Origin of the sequence: Moraxella ovis, assembly GCF_900453105.1 — a bacterium.
Classification (GTDB): Bacteria; Pseudomonadota; Gammaproteobacteria; order Pseudomonadales; family Moraxellaceae; genus Moraxella; species Moraxella ovis.
The window spans coordinates 810096-827568 of the sequence record NZ_UGPW01000001.1; the positions used below are offsets into that span (position 1 = coordinate 810096).

General features: G+C 46.3%; 14 protein-coding genes. 11 read left to right on the forward strand and 3 right to left on the reverse strand.

Annotation, left to right across the window (positions count from 1 at the left end; genetic code table 11):
- Window positions 1-3 precede the first annotated feature (3 nt).
- Entirely contained in the window at window positions 4-5043 is a 5040-nt protein-coding gene (locus DYD54_RS04085; protein ID WP_063514961.1) for a translocation/assembly module TamB domain-containing protein, read from the forward strand.
- A gap of 164 nt (window positions 5044-5207) precedes the next feature.
- On the opposite strand, the gene hemP is transcribed toward DYD54_RS04085, so the two are convergent.
- The gene (gene hemP, locus DYD54_RS04090) at window positions 5208-5375 is read right to left on the reverse strand and encodes a hemin uptake protein HemP (protein WP_080702126.1); all 168 of its coding nucleotides are present in this window, start codon (window positions 5373-5375) and stop codon (window positions 5208-5210) included.
- Window positions 5376-5650: 275 nt separating this feature from the next.
- On the opposite strand from hemP, the gene DYD54_RS04095 reads away from it, so the two are divergent.
- Both DYD54_RS04095 and DYD54_RS04100 read left to right on the forward strand, forming a co-directional pair.
- The gene (locus DYD54_RS04095) at window positions 5651-6679 is read left to right on the forward strand and encodes an NUDIX domain-containing protein (RefSeq protein ID WP_063513855.1); all 1029 of its coding nucleotides are present in this window, start codon (window positions 5651-5653) and stop codon (window positions 6677-6679) included.
- A gap of 112 nt (window positions 6680-6791) precedes the next feature.
- A complete protein-coding gene (locus tag DYD54_RS04100) occupies window positions 6792-8129 on the forward strand; it encodes a glyceraldehyde-3-phosphate dehydrogenase (protein WP_063513856.1) in 1338 nt (445 codons plus the stop codon).
- Window positions 8130-8200: 71 nt separating this feature from the next.
- On the opposite strand, the gene DYD54_RS04105 is transcribed toward DYD54_RS04100, so the two are convergent.
- A complete protein-coding gene (locus DYD54_RS04105; RefSeq protein ID WP_063513857.1) occupies window positions 8201-9103 on the reverse strand; it encodes a LysR family transcriptional regulator in 903 nt (300 codons plus the stop codon).
- 146 nt (window positions 9104-9249) lie between these two features.
- Between DYD54_RS04105 and DYD54_RS04110 the strand changes: the two genes are divergently transcribed.
- From DYD54_RS04110 to DYD54_RS04145, 8 genes are all read left to right on the forward strand, one after another.
- Complete coding sequence (locus tag DYD54_RS04110) at window positions 9250-10410, forward strand: M20 aminoacylase family protein (protein WP_063513858.1); 1161 nt, start codon at window positions 9250-9252, stop codon at window positions 10408-10410.
- A 102-nt stretch (window positions 10411-10512) separates the two neighbouring features.
- Window positions 10513-11568, forward strand: coding sequence for a DUF3100 domain-containing protein (locus DYD54_RS04115; RefSeq protein ID WP_218563639.1), 1056 nt, complete (start codon window positions 10513-10515; stop codon window positions 11566-11568).
- Complete coding sequence (locus DYD54_RS04120; protein WP_084260602.1) at window positions 11569-11814, forward strand: hypothetical protein; 246 nt, start codon at window positions 11569-11571, stop codon at window positions 11812-11814.
- A 132-nt stretch (window positions 11815-11946) separates the two neighbouring features.
- Window positions 11947-13161, forward strand: coding sequence for an Obg family GTPase CgtA (cgtA, locus tag DYD54_RS04125; RefSeq protein WP_063513859.1), 1215 nt, complete (start codon window positions 11947-11949; stop codon window positions 13159-13161).
- A gap of 25 nt (window positions 13162-13186) precedes the next feature.
- Window positions 13187-14302 carry a glutamate 5-kinase gene (gene proB, locus DYD54_RS04130; protein WP_063513860.1) on the forward strand — a complete coding sequence of 372 codons (1116 nt, stop codon included), beginning with the start codon at window positions 13187-13189 and terminating at the stop codon, window positions 14300-14302.
- 35 nt (window positions 14303-14337) lie between these two features.
- The gene (gene hemE, locus DYD54_RS04135; RefSeq protein WP_063513861.1) at window positions 14338-15405 is read left to right on the forward strand and encodes a uroporphyrinogen decarboxylase; all 1068 of its coding nucleotides are present in this window, start codon (window positions 14338-14340) and stop codon (window positions 15403-15405) included.
- Between the two features lie 101 nt (window positions 15406-15506).
- Complete coding sequence (locus DYD54_RS04140) at window positions 15507-16328, forward strand: enoyl-ACP reductase FabI (RefSeq protein WP_063513862.1); 822 nt, start codon at window positions 15507-15509, stop codon at window positions 16326-16328.
- Between the two features lie 99 nt (window positions 16329-16427).
- Entirely contained in the window at window positions 16428-17153 is a 726-nt protein-coding gene (locus DYD54_RS04145; RefSeq protein ID WP_063513863.1) for a YoaK family protein, read from the forward strand.
- Here DYD54_RS04145 and DYD54_RS04150 read toward each other — a convergent pair.
- The gene (locus tag DYD54_RS04150) at window positions 17148-17378 is read right to left on the reverse strand and encodes a hypothetical protein (protein WP_063513864.1); all 231 of its coding nucleotides are present in this window, start codon (window positions 17376-17378) and stop codon (window positions 17148-17150) included. The genes DYD54_RS04145 and DYD54_RS04150 overlap by 6 nt on opposite strands.
- Window positions 17379-17473: the final 95 nt, after the last annotated feature.

A 17473-nucleotide genomic window follows, 5' to 3' on the forward strand; every position in this document is an offset into this window, starting at 1 on the left:
GATATGACTGACAAATCCAATCACAGCCCTGATGATCATAACGCCCAGCGCGCGCATGTGGCGGATTTGTCCACACCTAAAGAACCCGTCAGCGTGCTAGCACCAAAATCACCCAAGCCGCCAAAAAAACGCAGCTGGCTAGCGTATCTGTTTTATCTTGTTTTAACGCTTCTCGTCGTGCTTGCGTTATTGCTGGTATTGCTATTTTATGCGATGGGCACGCAAGGGGGCACCAAGTTTTTATTAGAAAAAATCGCCTTAGAAACCGGCACACAGCTCAAATACTCAGAAGGGAATCTAAGAGACGGCGTGTGGGTATCAGATGTCAAAATCGCCCAAGGCGAGAACATTGAGATCCAAGTCGATAAGGCGTATGTGCAGCTTGGTTGGCGCGCGGTGTTGGCGCGTCAAGTGCATCTGGTCAACAGCCAAATTGATACTTTAAACATCATCAATAAAAAACCACCCACTGGCGAGCCTTTTGATTATGCGACGATCGATTTGCCAGTGACGCTAAAGCTTGATAACATCAGTGCTAAGCAGATCATCTATAGCCAAGTCACCAAAAGCCCCATCTATCTGCACGACATCCATGTGCAAGATGGCACTTGGGCTGGCACGAAGATTAAGCTAAATGACGCCAAAATTCGATATGATGATGACGTTGCTGTCAGTCGCATCCATGGCGAAATCAATCTAACAGGCGACTATCCGCTCAATGCGACCGCCGATGTGGAAGTAACCGCTATCAAAAAAGCCTATTTCGGCGTGCTGCATGCCCAAGCATCAGGCACGCTAAAGCGTACATTCGGTACATTAACTTCAAAGTATAACGAACGCGACATTCAGGGCGAATTTATCGCACAAGGATTGGATGAAAATTCACCGTTTAGCGCAAGGCTCAATTTCGATGAAGTGGTGCTACCCTATGCCGACGAGCAGAACATCACCCTAAAAGACGGTACCATTACCGCTGATGGTGTGGTGAGTAATATCGAACTTCGCATTAACACAGACCTTATCGCCAAAGACATCCCTTCGGGCAGATATCGCGGTCGTGGGGTGGTACGCGATGGTGGCATGGACATTCCGTATTTGCGTGCGGACACGCCAAGCGGTGCCTTGACCGCCAAAGGCCGCATGGAGTGGTCGGATGAATTTGAGCTGCATGCGACATTAAGCGGTAATGGCTATAAAGTTCGTGAAGTCTTGCCGATTGAGTATCAAGATTACCAAGCGTACTTGCCTAAGACATTAACGGGCGATCTGGGCGTCACTTATTATTATCTAGATGATGACAATCACACGCGCTTTGAATTTGACCTGAATCAAAAAGACGGCGAAGAGATCCGCGCAACGCTGTCGCAATCACAGGATAATCCTAACTCGCCTTGGCTGATTCATGCTGATTGGCGCAATATTATTCGTGCTAATGTTCCGAATATAGATAATATTCATTCCACTCACGGCACGGCTGACATTCGCCTAGAAGAGGGGAGCACCTCCATCGATGCACGCGGTCACATTAAGCAGCTGTCTGTTGCACCGCAAGGTGATTATGTGGTGCAAGCGAACATCGAAAAAGGCGAGCGCATTCATCTAACTGACTTTAAATATGATGGCGTACTGGGTGATCTGTCGGGTGTGGGGCGTATTGATTTGGCAACTGCTCAAAAACCTTTGGCGTGGCAATTTGACCTTACGACCAATAGGTTTATTCCGAATGCGTATTTTGACACACCTGACAAAACCCCATTTCAGGCGATCTCAGGGCATGTTACTGCCATGGGTAGAATGCGCAGCAATCGTTCAAATCGCAAGCTAAACATTCACGACATCGACCTAAAACACACCGACCTGACAGCGACATTAGCGGATAACGAGACAGCATCTATCAAAGGCTTGGGCAATGCGCAAGTGCACTTGATGGGTAGTGATGTTAAATATTTTGATGCCAAATTCGACGGTGATGTCAATCAGAGCATGCTGCCACAAGTAGGGCTCGCCAAGGTGGATATCGAGGCGTCAGGTGATCTGAATCTAGTGACGATCAGTCGCTTGAATGTGGACACGACTTCTGGCAAGGCATTGGCGACTGGCAAGATTGATTTGACCCAAGGCATTGGATGGGATGTGCGCGCTCGTCTTGATGAGATTGATACGAAGAATTTTGTCGGGGATAACGCCAACCTTATTGCTGTGATTACGGGCGACTTGGTCACCAAAGGTCGCTATGACAATCAAAAACTATCAGATGTGACGGCGCAATTTGATGGCGAAGTCATCCATGATAAGCTGCCAAAAGGCGCGTTGTCTTTTGATGTGGTAGGTCAAGATGAGCGGTATGATGTGCGTTCATTTGACTACAAGGGCGATGCTGGGGGACTTCACGCAAACGGCTTTATAGACATCTCACAAGGCTATACATGGGATGCGTCTGCCACCATGAACCGCTTTAATGTCGGTGCTTTTGTGCAGGATATGCCAAGCGACTTGACGGGCGGTTTTAGAGTGCGCGGGGATTGGCGTAAGCAGTCTCAGGCGGTAAATATAGATCAGCTGGATCTTAAAGGTACGCTTCGTGGTCAGTCATTTAGTGCAGAAGGTTCGCTGATTGCAGATTTGGCATTACCAAGCGATTTGAAAGCCTACATGAATCAAATCACTGCTCAAGCCCCGACCAATGTCGATGAATTGCTGGCTCTGCGCGGACAAATTGACAATAGCGCCCGTCAAACTCAAAGCATCATCAAAAAGCTTAGTGCTGATAATTTAAACATCCGCTTAGGCGATAATGCCTTGGCGATTAATGGCGATAAATCAGAGCTGACCACCAGTGTGTCCATCACAGACCTAAGTCAAATCCTGCCAAATGCGCAAGGCGCGATTAAAGGCGGCGTGATCTTGATGGATGATGGTAATTCGCTGCCGACATTGTATGTGGATGTGGCAGCCGGTGGTGTTCGTATGGCTGATTTTGTCGCTCAGGAGGTGCGCGCCCTTGGTAAGATTGTCAATCTTGGCAATTCAGACAGTCAGCTGCTTGTTGATGTCAAAGACATCATCGCTCTGGGTCGTGTGATCCATTCAGCGCGTTTGGACTTCCGTGGTACAGAACAAAGCCATATCATGACCATCGACACGCAATCGCCTGATAATGCGGTGAATGCCAAGGTAGAGGGTGGTCTTGATCGGGCCAATGGTCGCTATCGTGGCATCCTTAGTGATGGCGCACTGCAGAGCGAGTTCGGCCTGCTTACCCAGCGTCAGCCGACAGAGTTTAGTTACGGCATTAGTGATAATAGCATTGCTTTGGCGGCGCATTGTTGGACAGCGACAGGGATGGATAATGCTGAACAAGGGTCACTTTGTCTACAAGACACCTTGCGCTATTCGGCTAATGGCGGTAATGTTAACTTGAGCGTTCAGAACCTAGACACGTCGGTATTCTCGGCGGTGTTACCTGATGACATTCATTGGCAATCTACCTTAAATGGCAGGGTGCAGGCGAATTGGCAGCAGGGCACAAACCCCACTGTTAATGCGGTGCTGTATTCGGATAATGGTCGCGTGGGATTGGATCAAGACGGCGCCTATGTTGAGATGCCTTATGAGCGTGTCTCTGTCATCGCCCAAAGCGTTACCGAGGGGCTAAAACTACGCGCAGACATCGCAGGTTCAGCAGCGCGTGGTTATGCTGATGTGGTAATCGATGCATTTCAGGAGAATCAAAAGCCAATCTCAGGCGCATTGTTAATTAATGACATTAATCTTGCGGTATTAAGACCGTTTTTCCCGAATTTCCAAACCCTAACAGGTACGGCTAATATCGCAGGCGGTCTGGGCGGCACATTAAGCCGGCCGCTATTTTATGGTAATGCCGACCTAAATAATGGTGTTCTTGCGGTGGCAGGCGCGCCGATTAACCTAAGTAACATTAATGCTAACGCTCAGATTCGTGGCACAAATGCTGTCTTGACGGGTGATTTTACCGCAGGTCAGGGCGATGGCGAGCTGTCGGGCGAGTTTGATTGGTCTCAGACGTTGCAGGCGCGCCTTCGCATCTTTGGTGAGGATTTGGACGTGAGTCAGCCGCCACTAGTAACGGCTAAGATGACGCCTGATATTGAAGTGATCGTTCGTCCTTTCGAAAAATATATTGACATCCAAGGCGTCATCTCTGTACCAAGCGCCATCATTCGCCCACCTGAAGCGACGGCAGACATCGTGAGTGAGTCTGACGATGTTACGGTGTTGGATCGCCGTGCTGCAGGCAACATCGAGCAAGTATTGGCGGTAACCGCGCCTTGGAGTATTAATGCAGACATCGGTCTTGACTTGGGTGATGATGTGACTTTCCGTGGGCTAGGCGCGCGCCTACCATTGGCAGGCGCTCTTCATATTACTCAGGCTGATCAAGGGGTGATGCAAGGATTGGGCGTGGTACAGGTGTCAGAGCGTACTACTATTGATGGCATTGGGCAGAATCTTGAGCTGAATTATGCGCAGATTCGTTTTAATGGCGATATTGCGAATCCTAGATTATCCATCGAAGCAGAAAAAGAAATCGAGAGTCAGACGGTCGGTGTGCGCATCAAGGGCACAGCCAATAATCCTGACATTACTGTATTTAATGATGCAGGCTTAACAGAGCATCAGGCCATGAACGCCATTGTGACAGGGCGCATCACCGAGTCGGCTGATAGTCAGATTTCAGAACAGGGATTCCGCTCGCAGGTCACCAATAACCTCGCTGCTGCAGGCTTGAATCTAGGCTTATCGGGTACTCGTAATATCACTAATCAGATCGGTCAGGCATTTGGTTTGGAGGGGCTTACCATCGATGCATCGGGTAATTCTGATGATACGAGCGTGAGCGTGACGGGATATATCAGCCCCGATCTATACATCCGCTATGGCGTGGGTCTGTTCAATGCTGAATCTGAATTGTCCATGCGCTACCAGCTGACACGACGCATCTATATTGAGGCGGCGAGTGCGACTGAGAATACTGTCGATATGATTTATCGATGGAAGTTTTGATATAAAATAATCGCACGGATTGACTCAATCCAAAAACCAATAGCACCGCAAAATCTGCGGTGCTATTGGTTTGGAGAAATGCTCTTACTGTTTTTTGAATCCATTGCACCAAATGGCTGCGCAACGGATCATTATCTATTATTAAGTGTTAAACGATTACTGTATTATTTGGTTAAAATGAGGCGATTGTTACGTGTCAGGCGCAGACGATATTCCTCACCTTGATGCTCAATGCGCACTTCCTTGGTCAGCGCGAACAGGTTCTGAGAGTGTAGGGTTGGAAGTCGAGTGGTTTCGCGGTTACTGAAGTAGCGAGCGATTGTCGTAGTCATGGCGGTTTTCCTTTTGGTTGGTGGGTTGCGGGTTTTTTCCCGAGCCACTTTTGGCTTAAACTGTGGACATAAAGCGCTTGATTAATTAAAATTAAATACTTAAACAGCGCAAAATGATAATTCATATAAGTTGTTTTAAACTTGCATCTGTTATTTATTTTTAAATAACAATAATTATCATTTGTTCTAATAATAGCAAATTTTTCAAAGATTGCAAATACTAATTGCAAAATTTGAGAATTTTTATCATATTTCTGACAAACGGTATAAAAATAATGACAAACGGTAATTTTAAAGTTAATCTGGATCTAGATTCAAAAAAAACCACTCATGTCGCAGTGGCTGTATTTAGGTATGGCGATGAATTTTTGCTTGCTAGGCGACATACACATCAGCATCAGGGCGGGAAATTGGAATTCGTCGGGGGAAAAATAGAGCAATCCGAATCACCGATATCTGCTCTGATTCGAGAAGTGGATGAAGAGTTGGGCTTGGATATTAATGATAATATCATCACAAAGATGGGTCGTATTTGGCATGACTATGGTGACAAGGTGGTATGTCTGCACGTATATCAAGTGTTATTAACAGATGGTCAATATGTGGACTTTCGTGATCGGAAGATTGGCTGTGATGGGCAAGAGATTGGATTTTTTAAAAAAGATGTCGTGGTTGGGCAAAAAGAGAATTTTCCTGCGGCGAATGCTGCTATTTTAGCTTGGCTGACGTTGCCAGATACCATCACCATCAGTCATGAGTTAAGATATTTTAATAATAAAACCGACTGGTTGGATTGTTACAAAAATCTGCCCAAAAATAGCACGCTTCTTGTGCGTACTAAAAATACCGTTAACGAAGATCTGTTAAGGTCGTTGATGGCGTTGCGTACGGATTTAAGGTTGGTTATCTCATTGGAGGATTGGCTAAAGATTAAGGATAATCGAGGTATTGATCTTGATCAAATAGTAGCCATTCGATTGACGCATCATGAGCTGATGAATATTGATTTATCTGAATTGAATTTAGCGCATCTGCCCATCATAGCCAGCTGCCATGATTTGAATAGCCTGACCAAGGTCAATGAATTAGCAAAATCACACCCTGTTATGGCGGTGCTGTTATCACCAGTTAAGCCAACTGCGACGCACCCTGATGCGCCTGCATTAGGCTGGAAAGTGTTTGAGGAGCTGGCTGAAGTGTCGGACGTGCCTGTGATTGGACTTGGTGGATTAAGCCCTGATGACTTGTCAGATGCACATAATCACGGCGCGGTTGCGGTTGCAGGGATCAGAGAATTTTTATAAAAAATAGCCATATTTCAAGATGAAATAAACCTTGTCAAAGCACCCAAATTCATTTAAAATTCAGGTGTTTTGTTATAACTAATATTCCATTCATTTATAAAAGGATATTGCCATGAGCATCTATCAAGACCATCTAACCAAGCGCCAAACCCAAGAAACCCAAGCGACTGAGCTACTTGTCGCCCTTGCTAAACTTGCTAGTCAAAACGCAAATGTTCTGTTTTTTGGTGATCGTGTGACTCTGTCGGTATCGGACATCTTGGCAAAACACGCCAAAGCAGGTCTTGACGTGGCGGATACTCTTGCCCTAGCCAAAGACATCACAGCGATTAACACCACTGTTGATTTGGGACAGGCGGTTAAAGCAGGCAAAAAAGCCAGCGATTTTGCAAACGGTGCAGAGGTATCTGCCACGGACGTGGTGCTATACGGCTTTGGGCGTATTGGACGCATCTTGGCACGTCTACTTATGAGTCGCCCTGCCTCTGATAAGGGCTTGCAACTAAAGGCCATCGTGGTACGCCCTGCTGGTGATGGCGACCTTGATAAGCGTGGCTCACTACTAGAACGTGATAGTGTGCATGGTTGGTTTGACGGTTCGGTGGAGATTGACAACGCCAATAGCGGTATCATCGTGAACGGTCGCTTTATTAAATTCATCTACGCCTCTGACCCTAGCGAGATTGACTACACCGCCCACGGCATTGATAACGCCATCGTGATTGACAATACTGGCAAATGGAAAGATGAAGCAGGGCTTGGTAAGCACCTAGCAAGCAAAGGCGTGAAAAAAGTGCTACTGACCGCCCCTGCCAAAGGCGACATTAAAAACGTGGTCTATGGCGTAAACCATGACACCATCGGTGGCGACACCATCGTATCTGCAGCGTCTTGCACCACCAACGCCATCACGCCAACGCTAAAAGTGTTACACGACACTTACGGTATCGTAAACGGACACATGGAAACGGTTCACGCTTTTACCAATGACCAAAACTTGGTGGACAACCACCACAAATCCGACCGCCGTGGTCGTGCCGCCCCCTTGAACATGGTAATGACTTCAACGGGTGCTGCGTCTGCCGTATCAAAAGCCATTCCTGAATTAAAAGGCAAACTCACAGGCAATGCCATTCGTGTGCCAACGCCAAACGTCTCTCTTGCGATTTTAAACCTAAACTTTGACAAAGCGGTTGGTTCTGCCGATGAGCTAAATGCCTTTATGAAGGCAAAATCACAAAGTGAACAATGGCAAGAGCAAATCGACTATTCGGACAGTCCTGAAGCGGTATCAACCGACTTCGTTGGTTCTGAAAAAGTGGCAATCTTTGACGCCAAAGCAACCATCGCAGCAGACAATCGTGCGACACTTTATGTGTGGTATGACAACGAGATGGGATACAGCACGCAGGTGATTCGTGTTGCTGAGGTGATGGCTAATAACGGCTAAATAGCTTTTGTGTGATAAAAAAACACGCTCTTGGTGGGCGTGTTTTTTTGTTGGTTGGTTTTTTAAATCAATCATCTGGTTTGTTTTAGGGTTTTGATCATCTGTTGAAGCATGGCTTGGGTGGCAATGCTGGTGTGTCTACCATGCCTTGTGATGATTTGTGTGTTGTCATGTGTGCCATTATCAATAGATGCAGGCAGAATTAAAGGAATGCTGATTAAATCGTGATCGCTTTGATAGAGTAATAGTTCAGGCAAAATGGCAATGCCGCCAGCTGCTGCATAGCGTTTTAAAAGATGCATATCGTTACATAATAAGGCGGTAGGTAAGATGATGCCTAAGATTGCTTCGGCTTGTGCGACCACTTGACGAATGCCGTAACTGTGATCAGTAAAGGCGATTTTTTGATCAATAAGCTCGTGTAATTTGATGGTGGATTTATGTGCCAAAGCGTGATTAGGGTTCATAAAAACATGCAGTTTATGCACTGCTCGAAAATGACTTTTAAGCTGTGGGTGATTGATGGAATTATACAAAAGTCCAATATCTGTCTCCCCATCAATGATTTTTCTGATGATTTCAGTACTGCTATGAATGCCGATTTCTATGGCGATGTTGGGATAATTGTTGGAAAATTCATTCACCATTTGTGAGACATGATTTAGGTAGCCTACGCCTGTGCTGATATGTACTTTACCTGTTTTTAAGCCTTGTAAGTGATTGAGTTCTTGTTGTAGGTGTTCTTCTTGCTCATGGATTTGTTTGTAGTGCGATAAGACCTTTTCGCCCATTGGTGTTAAGATTGCTCCTTTGGTGTGGCGTTCTAGCAAGATAACACCCAAAGATTTTTCCAAACTGGCAATTTGCCGACTGATGGCAGAAGGGGTGATGTTTAGCACATCGGCAGCAGCTCGTATACCACCTTGTCGCACCACTTGGTAAAAATAATATGCCCGCTTATCAATCAAGCTCATGACTACTCCTTGTGATTAGGTAGGGTGTCAGCATAGCAAAAGTGTTGCCAAAAAAGCAACAAAATTTTTAAAAATAGAACTTGTTGTTTTATTTTATCGTTTTTATACTTAAAACAGTGCTAATGAATGATTATGAGAGGGGATTGATGAATATTCCAGCGTCTTTACTAGAAGAGGTGATCGGTTGGCGACATTATCTTCACCAAAATCCTGAATTGGGTTTTGAAGAGTACGATACTTCAAGACTGGTGACAGAAGTATTGACAAATCTGGGCATCAAGGTGCATACAGGCCTGGCCAAAACTGGTGTGATTGGTATCTTAAAAAAGGGCAATGGTACTCGCAGCATTGGCATTCGTGCTGACATGGATGCACTGCCAATTCAAGAGCTTGGCAGTGCTGATTATGCATCTTGTCAGGCGGGTAAAATGCACGCTTGTGGGCATGATGGACATACGGCGATTTTGCTTGGGGCAGCGACTTATTTGGCAAAGTATGGCAGCTTTGATGGTACGGTATATTTTATTTTTCAGCCTGCCGAGGAGAATCTGGGTGGTGGCGTGGCAATGGTGGAAGATGGCTTGTTTGAGCAATTTGCCATTGATGAAATCTATGGACTGCACAACTGGCCGGGGCGACCACTTGGTGAGATTTGTGTGAATGATGGCTCGATGATGGCATCGTTTGATATTTTTGACATTACATTGCAAGGCGTTGGTACGCACGCTGCCATGCCTGAATATGGCAAAGATCCGATTGTGGCGGCAGCAGGATTGATTGCGGCTGTGCAATCCATTGTGTCCAGGGAGGTTGCTTCGTTAAAGTCGGCGGTTTTGAGTATTACGCAGATTCAAGGTGGTGATACTTACAACATCATTCCAGAGTATGTAACTTTAAAAGGTACGGTCAGAGCATTAGATGAAAAAACTCGCCTGATGGTAAAAGATCGCTTATTAGAATATGTAGAAAAATTGCCAGCTTTATATGGTGTTACAGGCAGCATCGACTATCAAGAACGCTATCCTGCCACAATCAATAACAGTGAGTGTGCCGCCCATATTCGCCGCATTGCCAGTGAGGTTTTTGGCAAGGATAAAGTGCTTGAAAATGTACCGCCAACGATGGCATCTGAGGATTTTTCAGTCATGCTTAATGCCAAAAAAGGGGCGTATCTGTGGCTGGGTGTTGATGAACCAAGCAGACCGTCAACACCTTTGCATAACCCTTATTTTGATTTTAATGATAATGTCATTGCTATTGGTATTCATCTATGGGTAAGTTTGGTGGAAAAAACCTTAGTTGCTTGATTTGAGCCGTTGGCGGACTGTCTTGCAGGTTAATTTTTTGTCTTGCAAGCTAATCAAGCTGCTAATATTCGTTGTTGCTATGAAACAATCAAAAGGATGTGTATGATGAGTCTTTCTTTAAAAGCGTTGCTAGATTTTCGTTTGCATTTGTTGGTGCTGACTATTGCTTGTATTTCTGAGCTAATCGGCATTGCTAAGTTTGATATTGGTATTGGCACGGTGGTGTTATTGCCACTGCTGTATGCTTTTGTGATTGCGGCATTTTTTAATAAAAATATCATACCAGCCGCCAGTAAAGTCTTTGATGATAAAACCAATCTGGTGGCAAGTCAGTGGATTTTAATCTGTTTAATGCCATTTATTGCTAAATTTGCTGTCGGTATTGGTCCTAAAATTAACGACATCATTGCCGCAGGACCTGCTCTTATTTTCCAAGAAATTGGTAATGTTGCAACCGTATTGTTTGCCTTACCGATTGCGGTGCTTGTGTTTGGCATGGGGCGTGAAGCCATCGGTGCAACGCATTCGATTGCCAGAGAGCCAAACATTGCTTTGATCGCTGATAAATTCGGACTAAAAACACCAGAAGGTATTGGTGTGATGGGTGTGTATGTCATGGGGACACTGTTTGGGGCGATTTATTTTTCGCTAATGGCAGGCGTGGTGGCTTCGTGGGGTATTTTTGATGTTCGATCACTGGCGATGGCGTGCGGCGTTGGCTCTGGCAGCATGATGGGTGCGTGCTCGACTGCTTTGGCGGAGATATTGCCTGAACATAAGGATGATATTGTTGCTTTTGCTGCCAGTAGCAATCTTTTGACTTATGCGACAGGTCTGTTCGTGTCTGTATTTGTCGCTTTACCCTTTGCTGAATGGCTATATAAAGTATTGTCAAAATTTAGAAAAACCAAGCAGCAAAATACTGCTCATCTTGATGATAAGGTGATTGCAGATGACCATGAGGAAGCAAGTGTCAGCACAACTGTATTGATCCAAGCACTTGCTTTTGTGTGCGGGCTGCTTCTGCTGGTAAACTGGGTGGGTACAAAAAACGATCCTTTGACTGCCTTAGCAGGCATGACAATCTTATTTGTTTGTTGCGTGCTGGGTATTTTGATTAAAAAGGTCGTTCCGCTTGGTGTGCCAAGCATTGCCTAGGTGTCTATTGTTGCCATCATTGCCGCTTCGCCAATCATGCCGATGGCGGATTATGTGCTGTCTGCTACGGATAAGCTGGGGCTGTTGCCATTGATTACGCCGACCCTAGTCTATGCAGGCATTGCCATCTCTCGGTCGGAAGTTGCCTTATTTAAAAAGTCAGGCGTAAAAATTGCCATCATTGCTTTATTGACCTTTACGGGTACTTATCTGGGGTCGGTGGTGATTGCAGATTTCATGCTTTGATTGATGTGGCTGAAAATAACCCAAAATATATATTTTGGGTTATTTTTTTGAACAATGGGTTGATGGATAAATAAAAATTAACTAAAAACTATGCTACAATAGTCAGTTAATCTAAAAAATATTAGAGATATTATGCGTTTTATTGATGAAGCTGTAATCAGCGTAAAAGCAGGCGATGGCGGTAATGGTATCGTGAGCTTTCGCCGTGAAAAATTCGTCCCAAAAGGCGGGCCAGACGGCGGAGACGGTGGCAAGGGTGGCGATGTTTATGTGATTGCCGATGACAACACCAACACGCTCGTGGACTTTCGCTATACCCGTAAATTTGAAGCCAAACGAGGCGAAAACGGTCGCTCAAAAAACTGTTCGGGCAAGGGGGCGGACGATGTCTATCTAAAAGTGCCTGTGGGAACGACCATTATTGATACCGACCTTGATGTGGTGATTGGCGATTTGACCGAAGTGGGGCAAGTCGTGCTGGTTGCCAAAGGCGGAGACGGTGGGTTTGGTAATACCCGCTTTAAGACTTCTACAAATCAAGCTCCCCGTAAGGCTATCCCCGGCTTCCCCGGCGAAGCCAAAAATTTAAAATTGGAGCTAAAAGTCGTGGCGGACGTGGGGCTGATTGGCTTGCCAAATGCAGGTAAATCCACCTTTATCCGTCAAGTGTCATCCGCTCGCCCAAAGGTGGCGGATTATCCTTTTACCACCCTTGTGCCGAACCTAGGTGTGGTGGACGTGGGGACGCACCAATCCTTTGTTATGGCGGACATTCCGGGTTTGATTGAAGGGGCGTCAGACGGGGCAGGGCTTGGCATTCGCTTTTTAAAGCACGTTGCCCGTACTCGCAGATTACTTCATATCGTGGACGTAAAACCCATTGATGAGTCAAATCCTGTGGACAATGCACGGATTATCCTAAATGAGCTTGAAAAATTCTCTGCTGAATTGTCCAAATTGCCCCAAATTTTGGTATTAAACAAAATTGACCAATTAGAAGATGATGAGATTGATGAAGTTTGTAATAGTATCATCAAAGAGCTAGACTGGCAAGGCGAGGTATTTCGCACGTCTACCATTAGCGGACAAGGCGTGGATGAGATTAAATATCATCTGATGAACGAAATTGAAGAAGAACAAGAGCGTGAAGCGGACGATGAAGAGTTTGCCAAAGAAAGAGCCGAGCGGTTTGCTCGTCTAGAAGAAGAAGTTCGCCATAACACTGAAATCCAAAAAGAAGCCTACCGTGCCCGCCGTAAAGCCGAGCGTGAAGGGCTATCGGACGATGACGATGATGATTGGAATGATGATGACTACGATGTGGCAGTGGAATACGCTCCGTACTGATGATGAGCTGATATAAGGAAATAGTATGGATAATTCGCCAAAACGTATCGTGGTAAAAATCGGCTCATCGCTTTTGACCAACAACGGTCGGGGGCTTGACCGCACCGCCATTTATGAATGGGCAAGACAAATCGCCATGTTGCACGCTCGTGGGATTGAAGTGGTATTAGTGTCGAGTGGGGCGATTGCCGAAGGGGTGGTTCGTATGAACTTGCCCGAACGCCCAAAAAAGCTCCCTGCTTTGCAAGCCTGTGCGTCCATTGGACAAATGGGGCTGATTGAGACATGGTGGCAAGCATTAATCCAAAAAGGCGTGCAGTCATCACAAATTCTACTTACTCATGACGATCTAGCCCACCGCTCACGCTATCTTAACATCAGCCAGACCATTAATCAGCTGGTAGATTGGCGTGTCGTACCTGTGATTAACGAAAATGACACCGTCAGCTATGGCGAGATAAAATTTGGCGATAATGACACGCTTGGAGCGATGAGCGCGACCATGGTGGGTGCTGATTTGTACATCATCCTAACCGACCAAGACGGTGTATTTACCGACAACCCACGCACCAATCCCAATGCCAAGCTCATCATCAGCGAGCGAGCCATGGCGGATTATCTGTTCGATGTGGCGGGTGATGGCGGTAAATGGGGATCGGGTGGTATGCTCACCAAAATCCGTGCAGGGCGCTTGGCGGCAATGGCGAACTGCCCGACCATCATTGCTAATGGTAAAGTTGAGAACATCATTACTCGTCTGGCGGATGGCGAGGCGATAGGCACACGATTGACAACTGACCATGCTGACCGCTTGATCGCCAAAAAGCAATGGCTGGCGACACACATTCGCATGGCAGGCTCGCTCGTCGTTGATGAAGGTGCCGCCGACGCCATCACCAAGCAAGGTAAATCATTACTCCCTGTCGGTGTGATGGAGGTTCAGGGCGACTTTGATGCAGGCGATGTGGTGGAGATTGTCAATCAGCAAAAAGTGCGTTTGGCGGTGGGGCAAGCGGCTTTTAACAGTGAGCAAGCCAAAAAAATCACCCAAAAACACACCGATGAAGTCCTACAAATTTTAAAATTAAACGACAACGACAAAATCATCATGGTGCACCGTGATGACATGGCAGTTCTGTAATTTTGTTAATAACTTATTAAATATTGGAAAAGATCATGACTCAAAATTTCCCAGTATTAAAGAATGACCGTCTACTGCGCGCCTTGCGTTTTGAGCCTGTGGATACGACGCCTGTGTGGATGATGCGACAAGCGGGGCGTTATTTACCAGAATATAAAGCGACCCGCGCCGAGGCTGGTGATTTTTTGAGCCTGTGTAAAGATACGGCTCGCGCTACTGAAGTTACCCTGCAGCCGCTACGCCGTTTTGAGCTTGATGCGGCGATTTTGTTCAGTGACATTCTGACGGTGCCTGATGCCTTGGATTTGGGATTGTATTTTGAGACAGGCGAGGGTCCAAAATTTCAAAGAACCGTCCGCACAGAATCAGAGATTGCTAATCTGCCCAAGCTCAACATGAGCGACCTGTCTTATGTGACCGATGCGGTAACGAGCATCCGCCATGCGCTGGGCGGTCAGGTGCCACTGTTTGGGTTTAGTGGCAGTCCGTGGACGCTGGCGACTTATATGATTGAAGGTGGTTCAAGTCGTGAGTATCGCCACGCCAAAGAGATGATGTACGCGCGTCCTGAGCTGCTGCATGCGCTGCTTGCCAAAATTACTGAAGCGGTGACAGAATATCTGGATGCCCAGATTGTCGCAGGTGCGAACCTTGTGCAGATTTTTGACAGTTGGGGTGGAGCATTGGGTCATCGCCAGTTCGCTGAATTTAGCCATGCCTATAACCGTCAAATCATCGCTAGTCTTAAAGCTAAACATCCTGATGTACCCGTGGTGATGTTCACCAAAGGTGGCGGTCTATGGGTGGATACTCAAGCTGACAGTCAGGCAGATGCGCTGGGCTTTGATTGGACAATGCCACTAGATAAAGCCCGAGCGGCATTGGGTAGGGATAAAGCAATTCAGGGCAACCTAGATCCCGCCACCCTATACGGCATGCCTGACAATATCCGCCAAGCTGTCAAGCAAATGCTAGGCGATGTCTATGGCGGAGGTATCCACACCGGTTATGTGGCGAACTTTGGACATGGCATCACGCAGTGGGCGAATCCTGATCATGCCAAGATCTTCGTTGATGCGGTGCATGAATTTAAATTGGGATAAACCATCGATAAGCTAAAAGTTTACAGATGTACTATTTTTTAGCTATTTTTAAAAAATCATGCTATAATTTGGCAAACCCATCCATTTGTTAAGGATTTTTTATGTTGTTAAAAGGCCAGCGTTTTGTGGTAACGGGCATCGCCAGTAAGCTTTCTATCGCTTGGGCGATCGCTGAGAGTTTGCATCGTGAAGGTGCTGAGCTGATCTTGACCTACCCAAATGACAAAATCAAAAAACGTGTTGACATGGCGGCAGAAGCCTTCGGTGCAACTGCGGTAATCGAGTGTGACGTAGGTTCTGATGCATCTATCGAAGCATGTTTTAATGAAATTAATCAGCTTTGGGGTCAGGGTGAAGATAGGGGTGTAAACGGCATCGTGCATGCGATTGGTTTTGCTCCTGCTGATCAGCTGGATGGTGATTTTACCAATGCTACCACGCGTGAAGGCTCTAGCATTGCGCACGACATCTCAAGCTATAGCTTTGTGGCACTTGCCAAAGCGGGTCGTGAACTACTGGCTGCACGCCAAGGTTCGCTACTAACCCTAACTTATGAAGGTAGTATCTCTGTACTACCAAACTATAATGTCATGGGCATGGCGAAGGCAAGTTTGGAGGCGTCTGTGCGCTATCTAGCAAGCTCGTTGGGTGGTGAGGGCATCCGTGTGAACGCCATCAGTGCAGGTCCGATTCGCACATTGGCAGCCAGCGGTATCAAATCATTCCGTCGCATGCTAGACGTAAGCGAAAAAATCGCTCCGTTACAACGCAACGTCAGCCAAGAAGAAGTGGGTAATGCCGCACTATTCTTATTGTCTCCTTGGGCGAGCGGTGTGACAGGTGAGATTTTATTCGTGGATGCGGGCTTTAATACCGTCGCCATCAGCGAACAAATCATGGCAATGGCAGGAGATGACGAATAACATTTTCTAAGTCATTCTGGGCGCAGAACTTATTATGGTTTTGCGCTTTTATTTTTGGCAAAAAATGATTAGAATAAGAATTTTTGCTGCTTTATTATCATGATTGATAAACTTCCGACATGGGTGCGGTGCGGTGCGGTGGTGCTTGCTTTTTGTGCTGGCGTGCTGAACACCACAGCCCTCATGGGTTTTACACACGTCTCAGCCTCGCATGTGACTGGCAACGTCAGCTCGCTGTCAGTGACGATATTGGCAGGCGACTGGGCGAACATGAAGCTGTTTTTGATATCTATTGCGTCTTTTTGGATGGGGTCGGTATTAAGCGGTGTGATTATTGGCGGCAGTGAGTTTAATATTCATCGCAACTATGGCTATGCGATGTATCTGGAAGTGGCGCTACTTGTGGCAAGTCTGCTACTGTATATGAATGATAGCTATTTTGGCCAGATGATGATTGCGATGGCATGCGGCCTACAAAACTCCATGGTGGCAACCTATCACGGCACAGTGGTGCGGACGACACACTTGACGGGTACGACATCTGACTTAGGTTCCATCGTGGGTAATTGGCTTGTTGGTCGCCGAGTTAAACTATCACGCGCTTTATTGTTAAGTGCGCTGTGGTGGAGCTTCTTTATTGGTGGCTTCGTGGCGGTGATGATGTACCGAGCCTTTGGTTACTTATCCATGCTGCTGCCCATCATCATTGTCTTGTTCGCAGCGATCAGTTATCAACGCATGGAAGTGTGGTTTAGAAGTTCCGAGCGTCTCATTCGATTACAAGTCATTAAAAACAAAAGAAAAAAACGCACCAAATCCCTATAACAGCTCATCATCAGCATATTCATCCGCCTGTAGAATCTCACCAAGTCCTGATGCGATGCGCTGGACATAATTGATGTCATTAAGCAGTGATGATGCCTGAACATCGATGAGTTTGCCTTGCCGTACCCGCTCAAAAATTATCCCGTGAAAATCTGACTCCTGCTCCGTACGTTCAATAAAGCTTTTGATGGCAGCAGGGCTATTTGTTTTGCCAAAGCTTAGCAAGTAATCCTGAGACGGTTGGTTTTTGAGTGGACATAATCATGCTTCAAAGGCCATCCACTTATTGTATAAAAAACCCACAAAAAAACAAGGGTCAT